This is a genomic window from Salinibacterium sp. VpJ6 (assembly GCF_059767345.1).
The window spans coordinates 535,340-553,949 of the sequence record NZ_JBSOQL010000001.1 but is presented as its reverse complement, the minus strand read 5'-3'; the positions used below and the strand labels follow the sequence as shown (position 1 = coordinate 553,949).

The window sequence follows — 18,610 nt, the reverse complement described above, 5'->3', positions numbered from 1 at the left end:
CGGGCATCGATTTCGGTGAAATCGATGCCCGCACTCGTGTGTTGGTTGTTAGCTGAGCCCGCGACGCGTCAGTAGCGGCTGTAGCTCGGCGTCACGTCCACGGAAGTCGCGGAAGGCTTCGAGCGGGTTTTTTGACCCGCCGACGCCGAGCAGCCGCGAACGGAAGCGGTCGCCGTTTTCGCGGGTGAGTCCGCCGTTTTCGGTGAACCACTCGACAGTGTCGGCATCCAACACTTCACTCCAAATGTAGGAGTAGTAGCCAGCGTCATAGGCAGAGTTCGCAAAGATGTGCTGAAAGTAAGTGCTGGAGTAGCGGGGAGGCACGGCGGGGTTGTCGAGGCCTACCTCGGCCAGAGCCTGCGCTTCGAAAGCGGCGACATCTGTGACATCGTCGGCAACACCGATGCGGTGCCACGCCTGGTCGATCAGGGCGGCAGCCAAGTACTCGCTCGTGAGGAAGCCTTCGTTGAAGGCGGCGCTGGCCTGAATGCGCTCCACGATCTCGCGGGGCATGGGCTCGCCGGTCTCGTAGTGCTTGGCGTAGTTGTCGAGAACCTTGGGCCAGAGCATCCACATTTCGTTTACTTGGCTGGGGAACTCGACGAAGTCGCGGTAGGTGTTGGTGCCCGCGAACTTGGGGTACGTGACGCGAGCAAAGAGCCCGTGCAGCGCATGCCCGAACTCGTGGAACAGCGTGTTGACCTCGTCGTAGGTCAGCAACGTTCTCTCGCCGGCGGCCGGCTTCGGCACGTTGAGGTTGTTGGTGACAATCACCGGATGCCCGAGTAGGTCTGACTGCGAGATGAGCGAGTTCATCCAAGCTCCGCCGCGCTTGGAATCCCGGGTGTAGAGGTCGAGGGTGTAAAGCCCGACTTCAGTGCCGTCTTCGTTGGTCACCTCGAAGACCCGCACATCAGGGTGGTAGGCGGGCAGATCGCGGCGCTCGCTGAAAGTGACGCCGTAGAGCTTGGTGGCGGCGAAGAACACTCCGTCGCGCAGCACGCGCTCCGCCTCGAAGTACGGACGCATCTGGGTGGTGTCGACGTTGTACTGCTCGGCGCGCACCTTTTCGGCGTAGTACGCCCAATCGGCGCCGGTCACCTCGGTGCCCGCGAGCTCCTCTAGTGCCGCGTGCTCGTCGCGAGCGTTGCGCGCTGCGGCAGGAGCAAGCTTGCCAAGCATGTCAGCGACCCGCTGCGGGTTCTGCGCCGTCTCATCGGCCGTGACCCAGGCGGCGTGGCTCTCGAAGCCTAGGAGAGCCGCACGCTGCGAACGAACCTTTGCGATCTCAAGCACAAGTTCACGGTTGTCGAACTTTCCGCCGCGGATGCCACGGGTGCGCGACGCTGCCATGACCCGGCCGCGAACATCCGCATTCTTCAGCACCGAGAGGTGCGGCTGGTTCGTGGGCAGAATGAGCGTGATGAGGTACTTGCCGGTGAGCCCGCGATCATGCGCGGCGCTGGCAGCCGCCGAGATCTCGGACGCGTCAAGGCCGTCGAGCTCGTCGATGCTATCCACCACGACGGCGAGGTCGTTGGTGTCGGCGAGCAGGTTCTTCTCGAACTTGGTCGTGAGGGTCGAGAGGCGCGAGTTGTAGTCGCGAAGGGTTGCTTTGGCTTCGTCGGAGAGGCCAGCGCCGGCAAGCGTGAATTCGGTGAAGTAGCGCTCGACGAGGTAGCTGGCTTCGGCATCCAGGTCGGTGGAGTCGAGACCATCACGAATGCTGCGAATGCGTTCGTAGAGGGCACTGTTGAGGCTGATGGCGTCGTTGTGCGCGGCAAGCTGGGGAGCGATGACCTCTTCGAGAGCATCCGAGGCTGCATCGCCATCGGCGGAAGTCTTGTTGAAGAAGACGATCGCGACCCGGCTCAGCAACTGGCCGCTCTTTTCGAGCGGGATCATGGTGTTCTCAAAGCTGGGGGCTTCAGCCTGCGCTGTGATCGCGTCGATCTCGGCGAGTTGCTCAGCCATACCCTTCTCGAACGCGGGAGCGTAGTGCTCGTCTTCGATGTCGGCAAAGGGTGGCATGCCGAAGGGCAGCGTGCTGGGCTCAAAGAAAGGATTGGTCATTCATCTACCCTATTCTCGGAAGATGACGAGCGAGCGATATACCCACGGCCATCATGAAAGTGTGTTGAAGTCACACACGTGGCGCACGATCACCAATTCGGCGGCGTACTTCGAGCCGGACCTGGAGCCGGGGCTTTCGTTGCTCGATATCGGCTGCGGGCCGGGCACGATTACGGCGGAGTTTGCCGACCGACTGGCCCCCGGCCGCGTTGTCGGGCTGGATGCCGCTCCCGCAGCGATAGAAAAAGCCTCGGCGTTCACCGCCGCCAACCTGAGTTTCATCGTGGGTGATGCCTATGCGCTGCCGTTCGATGACAACAGTTTCGATCTCGTGCATTCGCACCAGACCCTGCAGCATTTGGGCGATCCGGTCGCGGCTCTCGCGGAAATGAAGCGCGTGGCCAAGCCGGGTGGTCTGATCGCCGTGCGCGATGTTGATTATGCGGGCACCATTTGCTTCCCGGAGCTGCCGGGGTTGAAGGTCTGGGCTGATGTGTACGACGCGGTGCATCGCAGTAATGGGGGAGAGCCCAATGCGGGCCGTCGTCTGAAGGCGTGGGCGATGCAGGCGGGCTTGAGCGACGTCGCCACGTCAGCATCGATCTGGAACTTCTCTGACGACACTGACCGCGAGTGGTGGGGCAGCATGTGGGAGGCGCGCGTGCTGGAATCGGCCTTCGCCGCGGACGCCCTGAGCAAGTCGCTGGCCACGCAAGAGGTACTGCAGCAGATCAGCAGCGCGTGGCGTGAGTGGGCGGATTCGCCCGAGGGGTGGATGGCGATGCCGCACGGTGAGATTCTGGCGCGCGTTTAGCAGCCGATGCCGGTGGGGTTGGCGATGCAGTCTTGGTCGACGAGGACCGTGGTGGCGTGCCCGGCGGTCGCGGTGAGGGGTGGCGCGACGATGGTGAGGGTTCCGACGACGTTTTGCCAACCGCTGCCGGCGATACGGTATTCGGCGGCATAGGTGACGGCGAGGGTGATGGTGTAGTCGCCGGGTTCTTGGAACACGTGGCTAGTGGGTGTCGGATCGAATTCGGCGATCTTGTTTTTGGCCCAGGTTGTGCCTGCGGTGCCAAGGTTGGCGGTGGAGCCGTCGCCGTAGTCCCAGCTGTACCCGATGGGCGTAAAGCGCACTTGCGCTGTGCCGCCAAAGAGGGTGCCGTCAACCGTGTGGGCGGCTGCGTTGGCGTAGAAGTTGGTGTCGAGGCCAACGATCATCCACTGGTTGGGTTGCATGCCAGCGGTAGGGGGTTGTGGGCGAAAGCTGGCGATGTCAGAGATAGTTATGGGGCCGGTCTCGCCGTCGGTGTCCTCGGCGGGTGGCGTCCACGGCACACACTCGATGCGTTGGATGTCGCACCACGCTTCCTCGACGCTGTCGAGAGCGTCGTCAACGGGAACGTAGGCGACGCCGTCGGTCTCGTAGCCAGAGTCGTAGTTTCCGCCGCCTGAGCCTGGCAGAACAGCGGAGCCTTCAATCTCTACAGCGCCCGTGTCGGACTCCGCCGTCGCACATTGACCGGCGACATTCGCCTCGAAACTGCAAGCCATAGCGGGCACGGGACTCGCTGCGTCGCCGATTAGAAAGCAACTGCCGAGCAAGGCGCCGCCAATTACTAGCAATAGCGCCCTGCGAGGGTTCAACATGCGTCGGTGCTCCATACGTCGCGAGCAGAGACAAGTAGCGTATTCGAGTCAGGGCTGAGGTCGAAGACGACTTGCATTGTCATCGCCGACACCGGGGCTTCCGGCCCAATTTTTTCGCCGTCACGGTAAATTGACAACTTTGATAAGTCGTCGCAGAGGTACACCGCGATCACCTCATTTGGAGAAGAATCGCGCGAATAGCGCTGGAGAACGACTTGATCGAAGGATTCGTCGCCCACTAGGTAGCGACCATCGGCTACCCGCTCCTCAAACTCCTCAAACAGCTCAACCAAGTGCTCTCCGCTAGCAACGCTGGACAAAGCAGCGGGGTCAGTCACGCCTTCTCGATAGGTCTCGAGTGACACCCGCGTGTATTCGGCGTAAGCCTCTTCAGCCGCGGCCAGCGCTTCTTCGTCGGTTGCGTAGGGCGCGACGAAGGTCGAAGCCGGCTTGGGCAGTGCCGGATCGGACGACACGCATCCGCTGAGTGACGCAACGAGGAGCGCACCGATCGAGAGGATGACGAGGTTCGGTAGCCGCATATATCGACGCTAAGCGTCACCCGGATACGAGGCGCTTAACTATCCACAGTGAGAAGCGGGTAGTGGCGCTGGGAGGTGTGGTTGCCCGCTCCGCGCTGGAAAGTGCGAGCGCACTAACGCGGAGCGTGCAACGGTGGGTGCTGACTAGGAAGCAGCTTCTTCGACGGTGACGGTGCCATCGGCGGCTTGGCGCACGATGGTGCCGTCGTCGAGTTCGGCGACAGGACGCGATTCAAGCCACGTGAGCGTCCAACGCCACGCGCTTGTATCGAGGTGGGCGACATCCGCTTCAACACCAGCGATCGCCTCGCGCATTGCTGCGCCGAGGCGTTCGGGTACGTCACCGCCGACCGACCAGCGAGTGCCGAGCTGCATTAAACGTTCTTTTCGTAAAGGATCCACGACGTGCGGTCTGCGACCTTGTCGTAGAGGCGCTTGGCGCTGTCGTTTTCTTTGTTGGTGATCCAGCGGAGCTTTCCGCCGCCATCTTCTGCCGCACGGGCGGCGATGTCGTCGATGATCGTTCCGGCAACTCCAGCACCGCGGTGATCGGGGTCAACGTAAAGGTCATCCATGAACCAGCCCCACGAGGCGGTAAAGGTGTCGGGCAGGCGGCGGTACAGGCCAAAGGCGGCTACTGCGCCAGGAGTGGGGCGGCCTTCGGGGGCCACGGCAACAACAGCGTTGAGCTGTGCCGAGTCATCCATGAGCCATTCCCAAACGCCCTGAACGATTTCATCGGTGAACTCAGTGTCGTAGAACACTCCGTACTTTACGAAGTGTGCTTTCCACTGGTCAAAATCGTCCTGCTGAATGTCGCGAACTGTGTACGAAGGCTTCTCTGAATTCGTCATTTATTCAACAATACGCGGTTTTGGGGTTCGACGCCGCGCCGGCGCCGAACCCTCAGCAGACCTTTAGGCAGAAGCCTCAGGTGCACCTTCAACCAGAACGATGTCGCGAACCTCGATGTCATCGGCTTCCACAATCCTCAGATCGTGGATGCGGCCAACAGCCTTCAGGTCGTCAATAGCGGCAGCAATCAGGGCTGGCCCTGCGAGGGTGGCCGAGGTTACTTCCGTCTTTTGCGATGCCTTCGCGTCGGTCTTGGCGCGACGGATCGTGATGAGTGCCTGGCTGACCGCGTGGAACAGACCGCTCGGCTCAGCGGTGACGCCGAGTTCGTCGGCGGTGGGCCACGATGCCGAGTGAACCGAGGTGTCGTGCGTCCAACGCCAGACCTCTTCGGTAGCGAACGGCAGGTACGGTGCGAAGAGGCGCAGGAACACGTCAATCGCAGTGTGCAGGGCACGGTTCGCGCTCGCTTGGGCTCCGGGGGTTCCGGCGCCGTAGGCGCGCTCCTTGACGAGTTCGAGGTAGTCGTCGCAGAAGGTCCAGAAGAACTTCTCGGTGACTTCGAGCGCCTTGGCGTGATCGAAGTTCTCCAGCGCCGTGGTGGCCTGGTCGACAACCGACGCGAGCTCAGCCAACATCTCCAAGTCGAGAGCCTCGGTAACGACTGCACCGGAATCCGTTGCCGCCGCAGCGGGAGCCGGGAACGAGTAAACGAACTTCGACGCGTTCAAAACCTTGATCGCGAGTCGGCGACCGATCTTGATCTGCTTCGGGTTCTGCGGGTCAAAGGCCGCGTCAGTTCCGAGGCGGCTGGATGCTGCCCAGTAGCGAACGGCATCCGAACCGTGGTCATCGAGCATGCCCTTGGGGGTTACGACGTTGCCCTTGGACTTCGACATCTTCTTACGGTCGGGGTCGACGATGAAGCCGGAGATGCCGGCGTTCTTCCACGGCACCGTTCCGTGCTCGAGTTCCGAACGCAGAGCGGTTGAGAACAGCCACGTGCGAATGATGTCTTGGCCCTGGCTGCGCAGCGAGTAGGGGAAGACCACATTGAACAGCTCGGGGTCGGTCTCCCAACCACCGGCAATCTGCGGGGTCAACGACGAGGTTGCCCACGTGTCCATGATGTCGAGTTCGCCCTCGAAGCCACCGGGAACACCACGCTGGTCTTCCGTATAGCCGGGAGCGGTATCCGATGAAGGATCGATCGGCAACGAGTCTTCACTCGGAACGATTGGCGAACCCTTTTCGCCATCGGCGTCGAGCTCGTACCAGACGGGAATCGGAACGCCGAAGAAGCGCTGGCGCGAAATGAGCCAGTCGCCCGTGAGGCCACCAACCCAGTTGTCGTAGCGAACGCGCATGTGGTCGGGGGTGAAGTTGATCTGCTGGCCAGCGTCAAGAAGGCGGCTGCGGAGCTTCTCGTCGCGCGCACCATTGCTGATGTACCACTGGCGCGTGGAAATGATCTCGAGGGGCTTGTCGCCCTTTTCAAAGAACTTGACCTGGTGCTGGATCGGCTTAGCGTCACCGATCATCTCACCGGAGGCCTTCAAGAGCTCGACCATGGCGGCCTTCGCGCTGAAGACCGTCTTGCCCGCGAGCTCCGCGTAGGCAGCCTGAGCGGCGTCGCCCACGATGACATCGGGGGCGTCAGCGATGATGCGGCCGTCGGCACCGATGATGGTGCGGTTCGGCAGGTCAAGCTCGCGCCACCAGACAACGTCAGTAACGTCGCCGAACGTACAAATCATCGCGATTCCGGAACCCTTGTCTTGCTGAGCAAGGTGGTGGGCCAGGATCGGAACCTCAACACCGAAGATCGGCGTCGTGACCATCGTGCCGAAGAGGTGCTTGTAACGCTCATCGTCGGGGTGAGCCACGAGCGCAACACAGGCCGGCAGAAGCTCGGGGCGCGTCGTTTCAATGTGGATGTCCTCGCCATCCGCCTTATGGAAAGCCAAGCGGTGGTACGCGGCAGGCTGCTCTTTGTCTTCGAGCTCGGCCTGCGCAACGGCAGTGCGGAACGTGATGTCCCACAGGGTGGGAGCATCCGCCTGGTAAGCCTCGCCGCGCTCAAGGTTGCGCAGGAACGCACGCTGGGCGGCACGCTGAGCGTCGTCGCCAATGGTGCGATAGGTGAGGTTCCAGTCAACGCTCAATCCGAGTTGACGCCAGAGGTCTTCGAACTGCTTTTCGTCTTCGGCCGTCAACGTCTCGCACAGCTCAACGAAGTTGCGACGCGAGATCGGTAGCTGGGCTGCAGCCTTCGTCGACTTGCCTTCGCCACCCTGCTGCGGAGGCTCAAAACCCTCGTCGTAGGGGAGCGTGGGGTCGCAGCGTACGCCGTAATAGTTCTGAACCCGACGTTCGGTGGGCAGACCATTGTCATCCCACCCCATCGGGTAGAAGATCTCCTTGCCACGCATGCGCTGGAAGCGAGTGACCAGGTCCATGTGGGTGTAGCTGAAGACGTGGCCAATGTGCAGGCTTCCGGATGCCGTTGGCGGGGGAGTGTCGACCGAGAATACGCAGTCAGAACCATCGGTGAGCGCCTTCTGGCGATCGAACCGGTACGTACCTTCGTTCTCCCAGACGGGAGCCCATTTGCCTTCGAGGCCTTCTAGGGCGGGCTTTTCGGGAACGCTCGACGACATTATTTCTCCGGTTCGATATGTGCGGCACCGAGTCAAAGAAGAGGTGCCTGAGTGTGAGTGGTGCTCCCCATCGTAACTGAAGAGGACAGGCCGAACGAGAACGCTGCGGCGAGCTGGAACGGAGACTGCCGCGGGAACTAATTCTTGGTGACCGTCACCGACTTATGGGTGAGTGTGCCCGCAGAATCCTCGAGGGTGACGGTGTACACCTCGGAGTCATTGCTGCACTGATAATCGATCGTGTAGGTCGCCGTCGTGGGCACCTCTTCGAAGGGCTCAGCCTTCGCATTCGTGGTTCGTACACCGATCCACGCGCGTACGGCATCCGCGCTGCTCCAGGAGAAGGTGAGCTGGCTCGTGGGGTTTGCCGACGTACACATCGCGCTTTCCGGGGCACTGAACGTGGCGAATGACGGGCTCGCGGCTGAGGGCGGCGGAGCAGTGGTCGGCTCGGCCTCCGGGGCTGGCTCTTCAGTCTCGCTCTCACTCGGCTCGGGAGAAGGGCTCTCACTTTCGCTGACCGTCGGAGTCGGCGACGTCGCCACCGGTACGGAGTCGCCTGAGCCTCGTGTCGCCATCAGCGTCAAGGCAATGACGAGAGCAATGAGAAGCAACCCGCCCACAATCGTCAGAATAATCAGCAGGGTGCGTGACTTACCCTCCGGCTCCGAAAAGGGCGTGGGAGACTCACCTGACCCGGGCGGCGTTGTTCCGCCGGCAGCACCGCCGCCGGCAGCGCCGCCGCCGGCAGTACCGCCTCCAGCAGGCTCGAAGCGCTCCGTGGGAGTGTCACCGCTCTGCGCCTCGAAGCGTTTGGTGGGAGCATCGCCGCTCTGAGCATCGAAACGTTCGGTCGGTTGGTCGTTACTCATGGCATCGCTCCAAGATGGGGGGATCATGCAAGCAGTCCAGCGTGGCAGAAGCCTAAACCCGTAGCCTGCCCATGTCGAGAGCTACTCAACAAGCGCGGGGGTGGGGGAGCGCCGAGGTGCCTTCCGCGAAGACCGCGCTAGCGGGCGGTGAGTGCTGAGGCGAAGGCGCGTTCGACGAACGGCTCGAGGCGACCCCGTTGTGGTCCCGCCTGCGCCCATTCTTGCGCGGCCGCGACAACACACGCGATCAAGGCATAGGCCTGCGCGCGAGCCGTGGCCGGCTCAGCACCGTGACGCTGAGCGAACCCCGTCAATAGTCGGGCCTGCGTCGCGAAACGGCTCATGGCCGACGCCTGCAATTCCGCCGCACTACCGATCAAGTCGTACTGCGTGAGGATGAACGGAACATGCTGCGACTCCAACGGTGCGACAGCGGCAAGCATGGCTGCACGGATGGCGTGGCTCGCGTCGGCAGGCGGCGCCGGCTGCTCAGCCAACGCTGCCTTCAGTCGCTCGGTAGCGGCATCCAGCGCGACCCAGAAGACTTCGCCCTTAGCGTCGAAATAGTTGAAGAACGTGTTGCGGCTGACTCCCGCACGGGTGGCGATCTGGTCGACCGTGGTGCCGGTGTAACCGTTCTCGATAAACAGCTCGAAGGCAGACTCTTGGAGCAGTTCGCGAGAGGCAGCGGGCGGGCGACCACGGGTGGCAGAGCGGGAAGGTGTCACGCGATCATCCTCTCACTCGCGGCAGGGCAGACAGAAGAGACTGCGTGTAGGGATGCCGAGGGTTGGTGAAGATTTCATCTGTCTCGCCGGTCTCCACAATGCGGCCCTCGGTGATCACGGCTACGCGATCGCTCATGTGGCGAATCACTCCGAGGTCGTGCGAGATGAAGAGATAGCTGAGGTGAAGGTGGCGCTGCAGTTCGTCGAGCAGATTCAGCACGCGGGCCTGAGTCGAAACATCCAGAGACGACACCGGCTCGTCGCACAGAATCGTCTGCGGGCCCGGGGCGAGGGCACGCGCAATGGCTACCCGCTGGCGTTGGCCGCCCGACAAATGCAGCGGACGACGGTTCTTGAGCGCCTGCGGCAAGCCCACCGCGTCGAGAAGTTCGGCCGTTGTCGTCAATGAACGGCGAGTGTCGGATGCTCGCGCGCTGAGAGCATCGTTCAGGATGCGCTCGACGCTCAGCCGTGGATCGAACGAGCTCAAGGCATCCTGGTAAATCGCGCCCAGGGCGGGACGAAGCGGGCGGCGCTCGCGAGCACTCAGCGAACCCCACTCGTGGCCGGCCAGCAGCACTTCGCCGCTGTCTGCGGTCTCGAGCCCCAGCGCGATGCGCGCGATCGTGGTCTTGCCCGAGCCGGACTGGCCGACCAAGCCGAGCGTCGTTCCGGCAGCGAGGGAGAGGGAGGCCGCGTCGAGAGCCTGAATGGGGTCGCCGTGGGGTGATGGGTAGCGGCGAGAGACGGACCGGAGTTCGAGGGCGGGAGGTGCTGTGGAATCGGCGCTCGCCGTGGTCGTGGCGTGATTTGACGTGGCCACGGCGGAAACTGTGCCGGCGACCGGGGCTGCGACCGCGACAGGTTCTGGGGAAGCCTCAACGACAGTTCTGAGATCGGGCTTGGTGTCCTCCGGCAATGTCAGCGGAACGCCGCGCGGAACATCCACGGGGATCGCGGCGAGCAACTGTTGTGTCGGCAGTGCTGTCGGCGCTCGCAGCAGGGCGTTTGTCTCACCCGTCTCCACGATGCGGCCTTCGCTCATGACGGCAACGCGATCAGCAACGCGTGACACCACTGCCAGATCGTGGGTGATGAGGATCATGGCGGTGCCGTTGTTGCGCAACGACGACAGCAGCTCGAGCACGCGCGCTTGCACCGTGACATCGAGAGCGGTCGTGGGCTCGTCGGCGATGATGAGGGCAGGGCCTGCCGCGATTCCGGCAGCGATAAGGGCGCGTTGGCGCAGTCCGCCCGAGAGCTCGCCCGAACGTTGGCGTGCTCGCAGTGCCGGATCGGGAATGCCCACGGCATCCAGCAGTTCCAGCACACGGGCCTGCCGCTCGCGTTGGCTGAGCGTGGTGTGTAGCCGCAGCACATCATCGATCTCACGCCCGACGGGTCGCAATGGGTCGAGCGACACGAGCGCATCCTGCAACACCAGCCCAATGGATGCTCCGCGGATCGTTCGCCACCGTCGAGCACCGGGTGCCGGAAGGCTTTCTCCCGCCAGACTCAACTCGCTGAAGCTCACGTGGGCTCCGGCGGGTGCAAGCCCGAGCAGGGAACGGGCCGTGACGCTCTTGCCCGAACCCGACTCTCCGACGATGGCGAGGCATTCGCCAGCGGCGACCTCGAAGCTGACCTCGTCAACGGCCGGGCGGGTGGCACGGTCGAAGTGCACGCTGAGGTTGCTCACGCGCAGGAGTGGGTTGGCGGTCATCCGCGGGCCTCCTGGCGGGTGCGGGCGTTGAGGGCGCGCCCGAGCACGGTGAACGATGCGGCGGTGGCGACGATAGCCAGACCCGGGAAGACGGTGAGCCACCAGGCGACGTCGATGTAGGTGCGGCCGCTGGAGAGCATCGCGCCCCATTCGGCGGCGGGCGGGGCGACGCCGAGGCCGAGGAAGCCGAGCGACGACGCCCAGACAATGGCTTGACCAACACCGAGAGTGCCGAGCACAAAGATCGGCGAGAGTGCGCCGGGCAGAATGTGTTGCCACACGATTCGCGCCCGCGAATGGCCGAGCACTGTTGCAGCCTCGACATAACTGGCGCTACGAACGCTGCGCAATTGGCTGCGGATGATGCGGGCGTAGCCGGGCGCGGTCGAGAGACCCACCGCCACAGTCGAGGTGACCACTCCGGGCCCGGCGATCGCGATGAAGACGAGTGCGAGCAGCAGGCCGGGAAGCGCAAACATGACCTCAACGATGCGGGTGCTCACAAAGTCGCCGAGTTTGCTGCCGAGACCGCCGAGCAGGCCGAGAATGAGCGCGAGCCCTAGCCCGACCGCGGTAGCGGCGATTCCGATGAGCAGGGAGTTTCCGGCTCCGAAAACGACGCGGGTGTACACGTCGCGACCGGACTCGTCGGTGCCGAAGAAGTGGGCAGCTGATGGTGACTGAAACGCTTCGGCGGGGGCAACGGCGTCCGGGTCAGCGGTCGTGATGATCTGCGGCGCGAGAGCAGCAATGAGAATCAGCGCAAGCACGGCCAGCGCGATGATGACGCCCGTGTTGCGAAGCCATCCACCGCGGCCCGGGATGCCGAGAGCGCGTCCCGAGGGCTGCGAGAGACGGCCAGCCAAGATTTCGGTCATCGTGCTGCCACCTCCGTAACGCGCGGGTCCACGATGCGGTCGACGACATCCGTTGCGATCGTGACGATGATGAAGGTCAACGCAGAGAGTAGGGCGACGGCGGTGACGACGGGAATGTCGCGGATGGTCACGGCGCTCAGGAGGGTTCTGCCGAGGCCCGGCCGCGCAAAGATCGTCTCGACCACTACAGCACCGCTCAGGAGCGAGCCGAAGGCCCAACCGGAGAGGGAGATACCGGGAAGAGCCGCGTGGCGCAGCACATGACGCAGGCGCACACCCCATTCGCTTTCGCCGCGAGCCCGCGCGGAAAGCACGAAGGGCTGCTCGTAGGCGTTGGTCAACGACTCGCGCATCACTTGGCCGAGGAAGCCGGTGAGGGGCAGAGCAAGGGTGAGCACGGGCAGAACAAGACCGAGGGGGCCGGGGACGCTTATCGGGGGAAGCCAGTGCAACGTATTGCTCAGCAGAATGATGAGCAGCGACGCCAACCAGAAGTGGGGAACGGCGGCCGCCAAGAGTTCGAGCCCGGACCCCAACGCGCGCGCAACTCGACCGCGACCGCTCGTCGCCAGCGTGAGGACAAGAGCGCCGAGCCAGGCCACTACAAGCGACGCAATCGTGAGCACGAGTGTCGACCAGAGTTGTGTCAGTACATAAGGAGCCACCGCTACCTTGAGCGCATACGACGTGCCGAAGTCGGCGACCGCGAGCTTGCCCATGGCCAGAAAATACTGAATGATCAGCGGCTGGTCGAGCCCATAATCGGCGCGAATCTGGGCCACGGCTTCGGCGGACGCTTGAGAACCGGGGCCGCCCAGAATTGCATCCACCGGATCGCCGGGAATCAATCGCAGCGCAAAGAAAATGACGGTTGCGACAGCCCACAAAACAAACACACCGCCGCCCACCCGGCGCGCGATCCACCCCAGCGACCGCAATCGCGTCGCTGGGGTGGAGACACTCGCTACTGCAGGAGCGTCAGTCGAAACCGTCACAGAGGGCGTTCCTTGATGGTGGGCTGAGGGAGTTTGTCGACGACCGGATACTTCGTTGTGTTAGTTACTCAACCACGCATCGTAGAACGTTGGTGCTGCCACGGGAGGCAACGCCCGGAATCCCTCAACGCTTGTGCTGTAGAGGTAGTGGTTCTGCTGGTCGTACAGGGGCAGAACGTAGAAACCGTCAACAATGATCGACTGAGCCTCGGCGTAGAGCTCTTGGCGCTCGGCGGCATCCGAAGTCTCGCTCGCTGTCGTCAAAATCTCATCAAGGGCAGGGTCGCTCAGCTGGGCCAGGTTCGCGTAGTAGCCGCTCGGAGCCGGGATGATCGAGTCCGAGTGGTACAGGATGCGCAGCACGTCAGCGCCGACCTTCGTGTACGGAGCGCTCACGAGGTTGTACTCGTTCGTGAACAGAGCGCCGTACCAGGACGACAAATCGGTCGGCTGCAAGATGACCTCGAAGCCGACGTCCTTTGCGGAAGCCTGAATCTGCTCAAACAGTGACTGCTCAGCGGGGATCGACTGGTTCGTGCTGATCGGGAACGTGAGGCTCAAGCGCTCGCCGTCTTTCGTGCGGTAGCCGTCGGTGTCAATCGTGTCCCAGCCGGCTTCGTCGAGCAGGGTCTTCGCTGCCTCCGGGTCGGTGGTGAACACTTCAGGGGTCGAGATGCCAGCCGCTTCGACGCTCGAGAGCACCGAGTAGGAACGCTCGGCCGTGCCAAAGAACAGGCTGTCGATTCCGGGGTTGACATCAACCGATCGGATGAAGGCTTCGCGCACCTTGATGTCGTCAAACGGTGCCTTGCCCGAGTTCAGTTCGACACGGTTGGCGGCGCCAGGGCGCGGCGCATCGAGCTCCTCGATGGTGGCCACGTCGGCGGCGGACGAGATGTTATTGGGCTGCGCGTTATCGATCATGTCAACGTCGCCCGACTGCAGGGCGGCGTAGCGGGTGGCGGCATCCGGAATGAAGCGCCACTCAATAGCGTCGAGGCGAGCCGCACCGGTGTGCTCAGCATCAGCGGGAGCTGAGTTGTAGTCCTCATTGCGTTCGAGCGTGACTGATTGCTGCTTGACCCAGTCGGTGACGATGAAGGGGCCGGTGCCCACGGGGCTCTCGCAGTTGGTGGCTTGGTCGCGCTCGAGTGCGGTGGGGGACTGGATGCTCACCCACGGCTGCGAAAATGACTCGAGCAGTGCGCTGTCGGGCGCCGACAGGGTGAAACGTACCTGGTCGGCGGCGACGGCTTCGATGCCCTCGATCTTGCCGACGGCGAGGTAGCCGGTGGAGGAGGCGGTTTCGGGGTCTTTCAGGTGCTCGATGTTCGCCTTGACGGACTCAGCATCAAAGGGGGTGCCGTCGGTGAAGTTCACGCCGTCACGCAACGTGAAGTCCCACGTGAGTCCGTCTTCGCTCTCGGTCCAGTCTGTAGCCAGCCACGGGATGATCTCGCCGTCGCTGTTCTTTGAGACGAGCGATTCGAGGTACTGGGTGCTGATGAGTCCCTGCGGGTAATTGCCGCCGACGTGCGGGTCGAGGCAGCCGGGCTCAGCGTCACCCGTTGCGTAGACGAGCGTGCCGCCGTCTACGGGCTCAGCAGCAGGTTCGGTTGTTGCCGTGCAGCCGGCAAGCAGCGCGGCGCTGGCCGCAATCGAAAGGGGGAGTAACAGGATGCGGGGCGCGTTCACGGGGATCCTTTTGTGGGGGAGGAATGCTGCTCGGGTGCGAGACACTCAATTATTGTTGAACTGAGTACATTAAGTCCAACTGAGCAAAAAACCGGGCCGGTTTGCCTGAGCAAAACCGACCCGGTTGGTGAAGCTAAAAGCGCGAGCGTTAGTCCTGCTTGCGCGAGTACTTGTTGGCGATCTTCCACGTGGTGGGGATCACGGCGGCGGCGATACCGGCCTTGATGAGGCCACCGATGATGAAGGGGTAGAGGCCCCACGCCAGAACCTGCTCGAGCGTTCCGCCGGTCACAATGGCGAGCCACGTGAGACCGAAGGCGAAGGTGACGACGGTGCCGCCGAGGAACGACAGCGCAGCACCGAGGAACTTCTTGTCCCAATCGCGCTGGGCGAGCCATCCGGTAAAGGCAGCAGCGACGATGAAGCCGATGATGTAGCCGCCGGTGGTGCCAGCAAGAACGCTGATGCCAGAAGAAGCTTCGCTGAAGACGGGGAGCCCAACCACACCGAGCAGCGCGTACAGCGCCATCGAGATCGCTCCACGAGTTGCGCCAAGCGAGGCACCTACGAGCAGTACAGCGAGCGTCTGGCCGGTGATCGGCACGGGGTACAGCGGCACAACAACTTGGGCCATCACAGCAGTCAGGGCGGCGCCGGCGGCAACGAGCGTGATGTCAGTGGCGAGGCTACGAGAAAAGACGGTGTCGGCGAGCGTGGGCCGGCCGAGGGTCAAAGTGAGAGTCGACACGCGACGCTCCTTTCCTTTGTCTGCGAACTGTGAAGAGCCCTGCCTGAATAGGCGGGTGCCTGAATAACCCTAGTCATAGTTCGAGGACATGGGTGTGCGCCTCGTGCTAACAAACCTGCTCAGATTTGTGGGATGCGTAACAATTGCGATTCTCACGCTGCCGGCGCGACGGGTTCGGCCCACCGGTGCAACCGCAGGTATTGGTGCCGCATTCCCGTAACCTTGAGCCCCCCGGTGCTGCGCGGCAGTTGTGTGCGACTACGGGGTGTGCCGCGCCTCGTCGTGTAGTGGAGGATTCATGACCGAACTCGTGATCGTTGCCCTCGTGGTGTTCGCCTTCGCGATGGTGTCGCGCAAGCTTGCGCTGTCTTCCGTGACCGCGCCGATGGTGTTCACCGCGGCGGGCATCCTGTTGGGCATTGTGGGCGCGCAGTGGTTTCAGCTTGATCTCAAGAGCGAGGTCGTTTCGATCCTTGTTGAGGCCACTCTCGTCTTAGTTCTCTTTACGGATGCCGTACGCATCGATTTGCGGGCGTTGCGCACGCAGGTCTTTCTTCCGTTGCGCACGCAGGTCTTTCTTCCGCTGCGCTTGTTGGGTATCGGCCTGCCGCTGACGATCGTGCTCGGAGCGGTTGCCGCGTGGGCTCTCTTTGGTGAGCTCACCTTCATGGAGGCTGCCCTCATTGCCGCGATCTTGGCGCCGACGGATGCCGCGCTCGGCCAAGCGGTTGTCAGTGATAAGCGGTTGCCGGTTCGCATTCGACAGGCCCTCAACGTGGAGAGTGGCCTTAACGACGGGATCATGGTTCCGGTTGTGACGGTCTTTCTGGCTATTGCCGCCACGGAAACCGGAGCCGCTGCGGGCGAAAGCTGGGGCCTCTTCGCGGCGCAGCAGATTGGCTTCGGAATTCTGTTCGGCGGGCTCGTTGGTGTTGTCGGCGGGTGGTTGCTGACCCGCGCTGCACGGGCAGGCTGGGTCGATGGCATTTACCGCCAGTTGGCTACCATCGCGATCGCGGTCACGGCGTATGCGAGTGCCGGAGCAGTAGGGGGCAACGGCTTCATCGCTGCGTTCGTCGCCGGTCTTGCCTTTAGCGCGGTGGCCCGCGACCACTGTGAGGATGTTCAAGACTTCACGGAAGATGAGGGAGAGCTGCTCAGCTCAATCACCTTCTTGGTGTTCGGTGCGGTACTTGTAGCACCGATCCTGACCTCGCTCACGTGGCAGATCGCGCTCTACGTGGTGCTGTCGCTGACGGTGGTGCGCATGGTGCCTGTTCTCTTGGCGCTGGCCTGGTCCGGAACCCGCTTTGAGACACGGCTCTTCATCGGTTGGTTTGGGCCGCGAGGGCTCGCCTCGATTTTGTTCGCGCTGCTCGTGTTCGATGAGCTGAGTGGATCCGTGGCCGACACCGTCTTCTCCGTGGCGGTGTGGACGATCCTCGTCAGCGTCTTTGCGCACGGCGCGACGGCCAGCCCGTGGACTGCCCGCTTGGCACGCCGACTGAGCTCGGCGCCGGCATCCGCTGCTGAGTTGAAGCATGTGCAGGAGATGCCCGCACGTCGTCGGTTCCGATGATTTTCGACGGAAAAGCAAAGTGCACTTGTGCTAGTCTAACTAGAACAACTAAAGTGGAGCCATGCTAGTTCGAGTCGATCCCGCGTCAGAGACGCCACTGTTCGAGCAACTCGCGGCGAGCATCCGCCAATCAGTCATCGACAAGTCGGTCACGGCAGGGGAGAGGCTCCCTAGTGCACGTGAGCTGGCCAGCTCGCTCGGCGTCAACATGCACACCGTGTTGCGCGCCTATCAAGAGCTGCGTGACGAAGGCTTCATCGAACTTCGCCGGGGTAGGGGAGCGATCGTCGCGGCCACCGCCCACAGTTACGACACCCTGGCCGACGGCATCACCGCGATCGTGGCCGAAGCCCGCACCCAGAACGTTTCCCTAGCTGCACTGACCGCCCTCATCCGAGAGGAATACAAATGACCCTTCCTGCCGAGAACGTTGCGCCCCAACTCACGCGCAACCGTCGCCTCATCATCGTGATCGGCGTGGTGATCCCACTGCTCATCACTATGGCCGCGGCCTTCGTCATGGCGCTGTGGGTCCCCGAGCTTCCGAACCCCGTCGCATCGCACTGGGGAACCTCCGGGCCCGATGGCTACTCCACAGTGGGAAGCGTCATCGCGCTCCCGCTCTTGCTGACTCTCGTCTTCGCCGCGCTCGCCGCGTTCGGGAGTTGGAAGGGCGGCCCCAACGGCGGCATGCTCTGGGCGCACAAAATCATGGTGGCGGCATCCGTGTTCCTTTCCATCTCTCTGAGCGTGACCGCGGCCGGCTCACTCGCCGTTCAGCGTGGGCTCGACAATGCCGAGAACGCTCCGGCAATCGGCGGAATCGCGCTCGCCGCGTTCCCCATCGCATTTGTAGTGGCGGTGTTCGCCTGGCTCATGCTGCCAGCGTCCGAACGCATCCAGTCGACATCTGTCGCGGCGAAGCCGATCGCGGGCACCACAACGCAGCGCGTTCACTTCTCCAGCACTACTCGCGTGGGGGCCGGTGTGCTTGTTGTCGTCGCTGTTACGCTCCTAGCGCTCGGAATTGCCTTGGGCGTGCAGGCGGTGAGCAACCCCGCCGAGCTCTTGCTCCCCGCAGTCATCGGACTCGTCGTGATGGCGCTCGCCGTGAGCACACTGTCGTGGCGCGTGACCATCGATCAGCGTGGGCTGAAGGTTCGCTCCGCCTTCGGCTTTCCCCGCGCCACGATCGCTCCAGACCAGATCACCTCGGTCGCGACCGTCGAGGTGAACCCGATCGGCGAATTCGGCGGCTACGGCTGGCGTTGGGCCCCCGATGGCCGCAGCGGCATCGTGCTTTCCCAAGGCGAAGCCCTCGAGGTAACGCGCACCAACGGCAAGCGGTTCATCGTCACGATGCACGATGCTCAACTCGCCGCCGAAGCGCTCGCCACGGTCGCCAAGAAATAGCGCTCCACGGTCAGCTAACTCGCGTATCATTGACGCACACGCTATGAACCGGCTATCACCGGGGAGCGTTCGGAAGAAATCGTCTCAACTTCAGCTTCGGCGGGGGAGCGGGCGGCGGTAGAACCGAACGGGTAAGCCCGTTACAGCGATACGAGTGGTGTGCCTCCGGGTGCACAAGCGGGGTGGTACCGCGGCCGTG

Annotated in this window: 17 protein-coding genes; 4 read left to right on the top strand and 13 right to left on the bottom strand. The window is 63.1% G+C overall.

The features are described 5' to 3' along the window. Positions 1–48: 48 nt before the first annotated feature. Positions 49–2,073 (bottom strand): M3 family metallopeptidase, encoded by a 2,025-nt coding sequence (locus tag ACWTV1_RS02675; protein WP_498504015.1) that lies wholly within the window; start codon positions 2,071–2,073, stop codon positions 49–51. Between the two features lie 22 nt (positions 2,074–2,095). Here ACWTV1_RS02675 and ACWTV1_RS02670 point away from each other — a divergent pair, with 22 nt between their 5' ends. Further along, positions 2,096–2,887, top strand: coding sequence for a class I SAM-dependent methyltransferase (locus ACWTV1_RS02670; RefSeq protein ID WP_498504014.1), 792 nt, complete (start codon positions 2,096–2,098; stop codon positions 2,885–2,887). On the opposite strand, the gene ACWTV1_RS02665 is transcribed toward ACWTV1_RS02670, so the two are convergent. From ACWTV1_RS02665 to ACWTV1_RS02610, 12 genes are all read right to left on the bottom strand, one after another. Beyond that, positions 2,884–3,627: a PKD domain-containing protein gene (locus tag ACWTV1_RS02665; RefSeq protein WP_498504013.1), complete on the bottom strand. Its 744-nt coding sequence runs from the start codon at positions 3,625–3,627 to the stop codon at positions 2,884–2,886. The two genes, ACWTV1_RS02670 and ACWTV1_RS02665, sit on opposite strands and share 4 nt — an antisense overlap. Before the next feature lie 89 nt (positions 3,628–3,716). Next, positions 3,717–4,265, bottom strand: coding sequence for a hypothetical protein (locus ACWTV1_RS02660; protein WP_498504012.1), 549 nt, complete (start codon positions 4,263–4,265; stop codon positions 3,717–3,719). A gap of 144 nt (positions 4,266–4,409) precedes the next feature. Beyond that, positions 4,410–4,640 carry a hypothetical protein gene (locus ACWTV1_RS02655; protein ID WP_498504011.1) on the bottom strand — a complete coding sequence of 77 codons (231 nt, stop codon included), beginning with the start codon at positions 4,638–4,640 and terminating at the stop codon, positions 4,410–4,412. Then, positions 4,640–5,119 (bottom strand): GNAT family N-acetyltransferase, encoded by a 480-nt coding sequence (locus tag ACWTV1_RS02650; RefSeq protein WP_498504010.1) that lies wholly within the window; start codon positions 5,117–5,119, stop codon positions 4,640–4,642. The genes ACWTV1_RS02655 and ACWTV1_RS02650 overlap by 1 nt, the downstream gene beginning before the upstream one ends. 63 nt (positions 5,120–5,182) lie before the next feature. Further along, positions 5,183–7,780: a valine--tRNA ligase gene (valS, locus tag ACWTV1_RS02645; protein WP_498504009.1), complete on the bottom strand. Its 2,598-nt coding sequence runs from the start codon at positions 7,778–7,780 to the stop codon at positions 5,183–5,185. 137 nt (positions 7,781–7,917) lie between these two features. Next, on the bottom strand, positions 7,918–8,652 hold the full coding sequence (locus ACWTV1_RS02640; RefSeq protein ID WP_498504008.1) for a hypothetical protein: 735 nt from the start codon (positions 8,650–8,652) through the stop codon (positions 7,918–7,920). A gap of 137 nt (positions 8,653–8,789) precedes the next feature. Next, positions 8,790–9,380, bottom strand: a complete 591-nt coding sequence (locus ACWTV1_RS02635; RefSeq protein ID WP_498504007.1) for a TetR/AcrR family transcriptional regulator — start codon at positions 9,378–9,380, stop codon at positions 8,790–8,792. Between the two features lie 4 nt (positions 9,381–9,384). Beyond that, on the bottom strand, positions 9,385–11,103 hold the full coding sequence (locus tag ACWTV1_RS02630) for an ATP-binding cassette domain-containing protein (protein ID WP_498504006.1): 1,719 nt from the start codon (positions 11,101–11,103) through the stop codon (positions 9,385–9,387). Further along, positions 11,100–11,981, bottom strand: a complete 882-nt coding sequence (locus ACWTV1_RS02625) for an ABC transporter permease (protein WP_498504005.1) — start codon at positions 11,979–11,981, stop codon at positions 11,100–11,102. The genes ACWTV1_RS02630 and ACWTV1_RS02625 overlap by 4 nt, the downstream gene beginning before the upstream one ends. After that, positions 11,978–12,976 (bottom strand): ABC transporter permease, encoded by a 999-nt coding sequence (locus tag ACWTV1_RS02620; RefSeq protein ID WP_498504004.1) that lies wholly within the window; start codon positions 12,974–12,976, stop codon positions 11,978–11,980. The genes ACWTV1_RS02625 and ACWTV1_RS02620 overlap by 4 nt, the downstream gene beginning before the upstream one ends. Positions 12,977–13,036: 60 nt before the next feature. Beyond that, complete coding sequence (locus ACWTV1_RS02615; RefSeq protein WP_498504003.1) at positions 13,037–14,671, bottom strand: ABC transporter substrate-binding protein; 1,635 nt, start codon at positions 14,669–14,671, stop codon at positions 13,037–13,039. A 148-nt stretch (positions 14,672–14,819) separates the two neighbouring features. After that, a complete protein-coding gene (locus ACWTV1_RS02610) occupies positions 14,820–15,419 on the bottom strand; it encodes a biotin transporter BioY (RefSeq protein WP_498504002.1) in 600 nt (199 codons plus the stop codon). A gap of 298 nt (positions 15,420–15,717) precedes the next feature. Here ACWTV1_RS02610 and ACWTV1_RS02605 point away from each other — a divergent pair, with 298 nt between their 5' ends. The 3 genes from ACWTV1_RS02605 (at position 15,718) to ACWTV1_RS02595 (ending at position 18,411) form a co-directional block, all read left to right on the top strand. Further along, entirely contained in the window at positions 15,718–16,998 is a 1,281-nt protein-coding gene (locus tag ACWTV1_RS02605; protein WP_498504001.1) for a cation:proton antiporter, read from the top strand. 61 nt (positions 16,999–17,059) lie between these two features. Next, the gene (locus ACWTV1_RS02600) at positions 17,060–17,410 is read left to right on the top strand and encodes a GntR family transcriptional regulator (RefSeq protein ID WP_486174811.1); all 351 of its coding nucleotides are present in this window, start codon (positions 17,060–17,062) and stop codon (positions 17,408–17,410) included. Beyond that, entirely contained in the window at positions 17,407–18,411 is a 1,005-nt protein-coding gene (locus ACWTV1_RS02595) for a DUF1648 domain-containing protein (protein WP_498504000.1), read from the top strand. The genes ACWTV1_RS02600 and ACWTV1_RS02595 overlap by 4 nt, the downstream gene beginning before the upstream one ends. The last annotated feature ends 199 nt before the right edge of the window (positions 18,412–18,610 follow it).

Excerpts from the sequence above, each read along its gene's own strand:
- ACWTV1_RS02605 (WP_498504001.1), top strand. The coding sequence starts at position 15,718 with ATGACCGAACTCGTGATCGTTGCCCTCGTGGTGTTCGCCTTCGCGATG.
- ACWTV1_RS02670 (WP_498504014.1), top strand. The coding sequence starts at position 2,096 with ATGACGAGCGAGCGATATACCCACGGCCATCATGAAAGTGTGTTGAAG.
- ACWTV1_RS02595 (WP_498504000.1), top strand. The coding sequence starts at position 17,407 with ATGACCCTTCCTGCCGAGAACGTTGCGCCCCAACTCACGCGCAACCGT.
- ACWTV1_RS02675 (WP_498504015.1), bottom strand. The coding sequence starts at position 2,073 with ATGACCAATCCTTTCTTTGAGCCCAGCACGCTGCCCTTCGGCATGCCA.
- ACWTV1_RS02650 (WP_498504010.1), bottom strand. The coding sequence starts at position 5,119 with ATGACGAATTCAGAGAAGCCTTCGTACACAGTTCGCGACATTCAGCAG.
- valS (WP_498504009.1), bottom strand. The coding sequence starts at position 7,780 with ATGTCGTCGAGCGTTCCCGAAAAGCCCGCCCTAGAAGGCCTCGAAGGC.
- ACWTV1_RS02660 (WP_498504012.1), bottom strand. The coding sequence starts at position 4,265 with ATGCGGCTACCGAACCTCGTCATCCTCTCGATCGGTGCGCTCCTCGTT.
- ACWTV1_RS02600 (WP_486174811.1), top strand. The coding sequence starts at position 17,060 with ATGCTAGTTCGAGTCGATCCCGCGTCAGAGACGCCACTGTTCGAGCAA.
- ACWTV1_RS02625 (WP_498504005.1), bottom strand. The coding sequence starts at position 11,981 with ATGACCGAAATCTTGGCTGGCCGTCTCTCGCAGCCCTCGGGACGCGCT.
- ACWTV1_RS02655 (WP_498504011.1), bottom strand. The coding sequence starts at position 4,640 with ATGCAGCTCGGCACTCGCTGGTCGGTCGGCGGTGACGTACCCGAACGC.
- ACWTV1_RS02640 (WP_498504008.1), bottom strand. The coding sequence starts at position 8,652 with ATGAGTAACGACCAACCGACCGAACGTTTCGATGCTCAGAGCGGCGAT.
- ACWTV1_RS02665 (WP_498504013.1), bottom strand. The coding sequence starts at position 3,627 with ATGGCTTGCAGTTTCGAGGCGAATGTCGCCGGTCAATGTGCGACGGCG.
- ACWTV1_RS02630 (WP_498504006.1), bottom strand. The coding sequence starts at position 11,103 with ATGACCGCCAACCCACTCCTGCGCGTGAGCAACCTCAGCGTGCACTTC.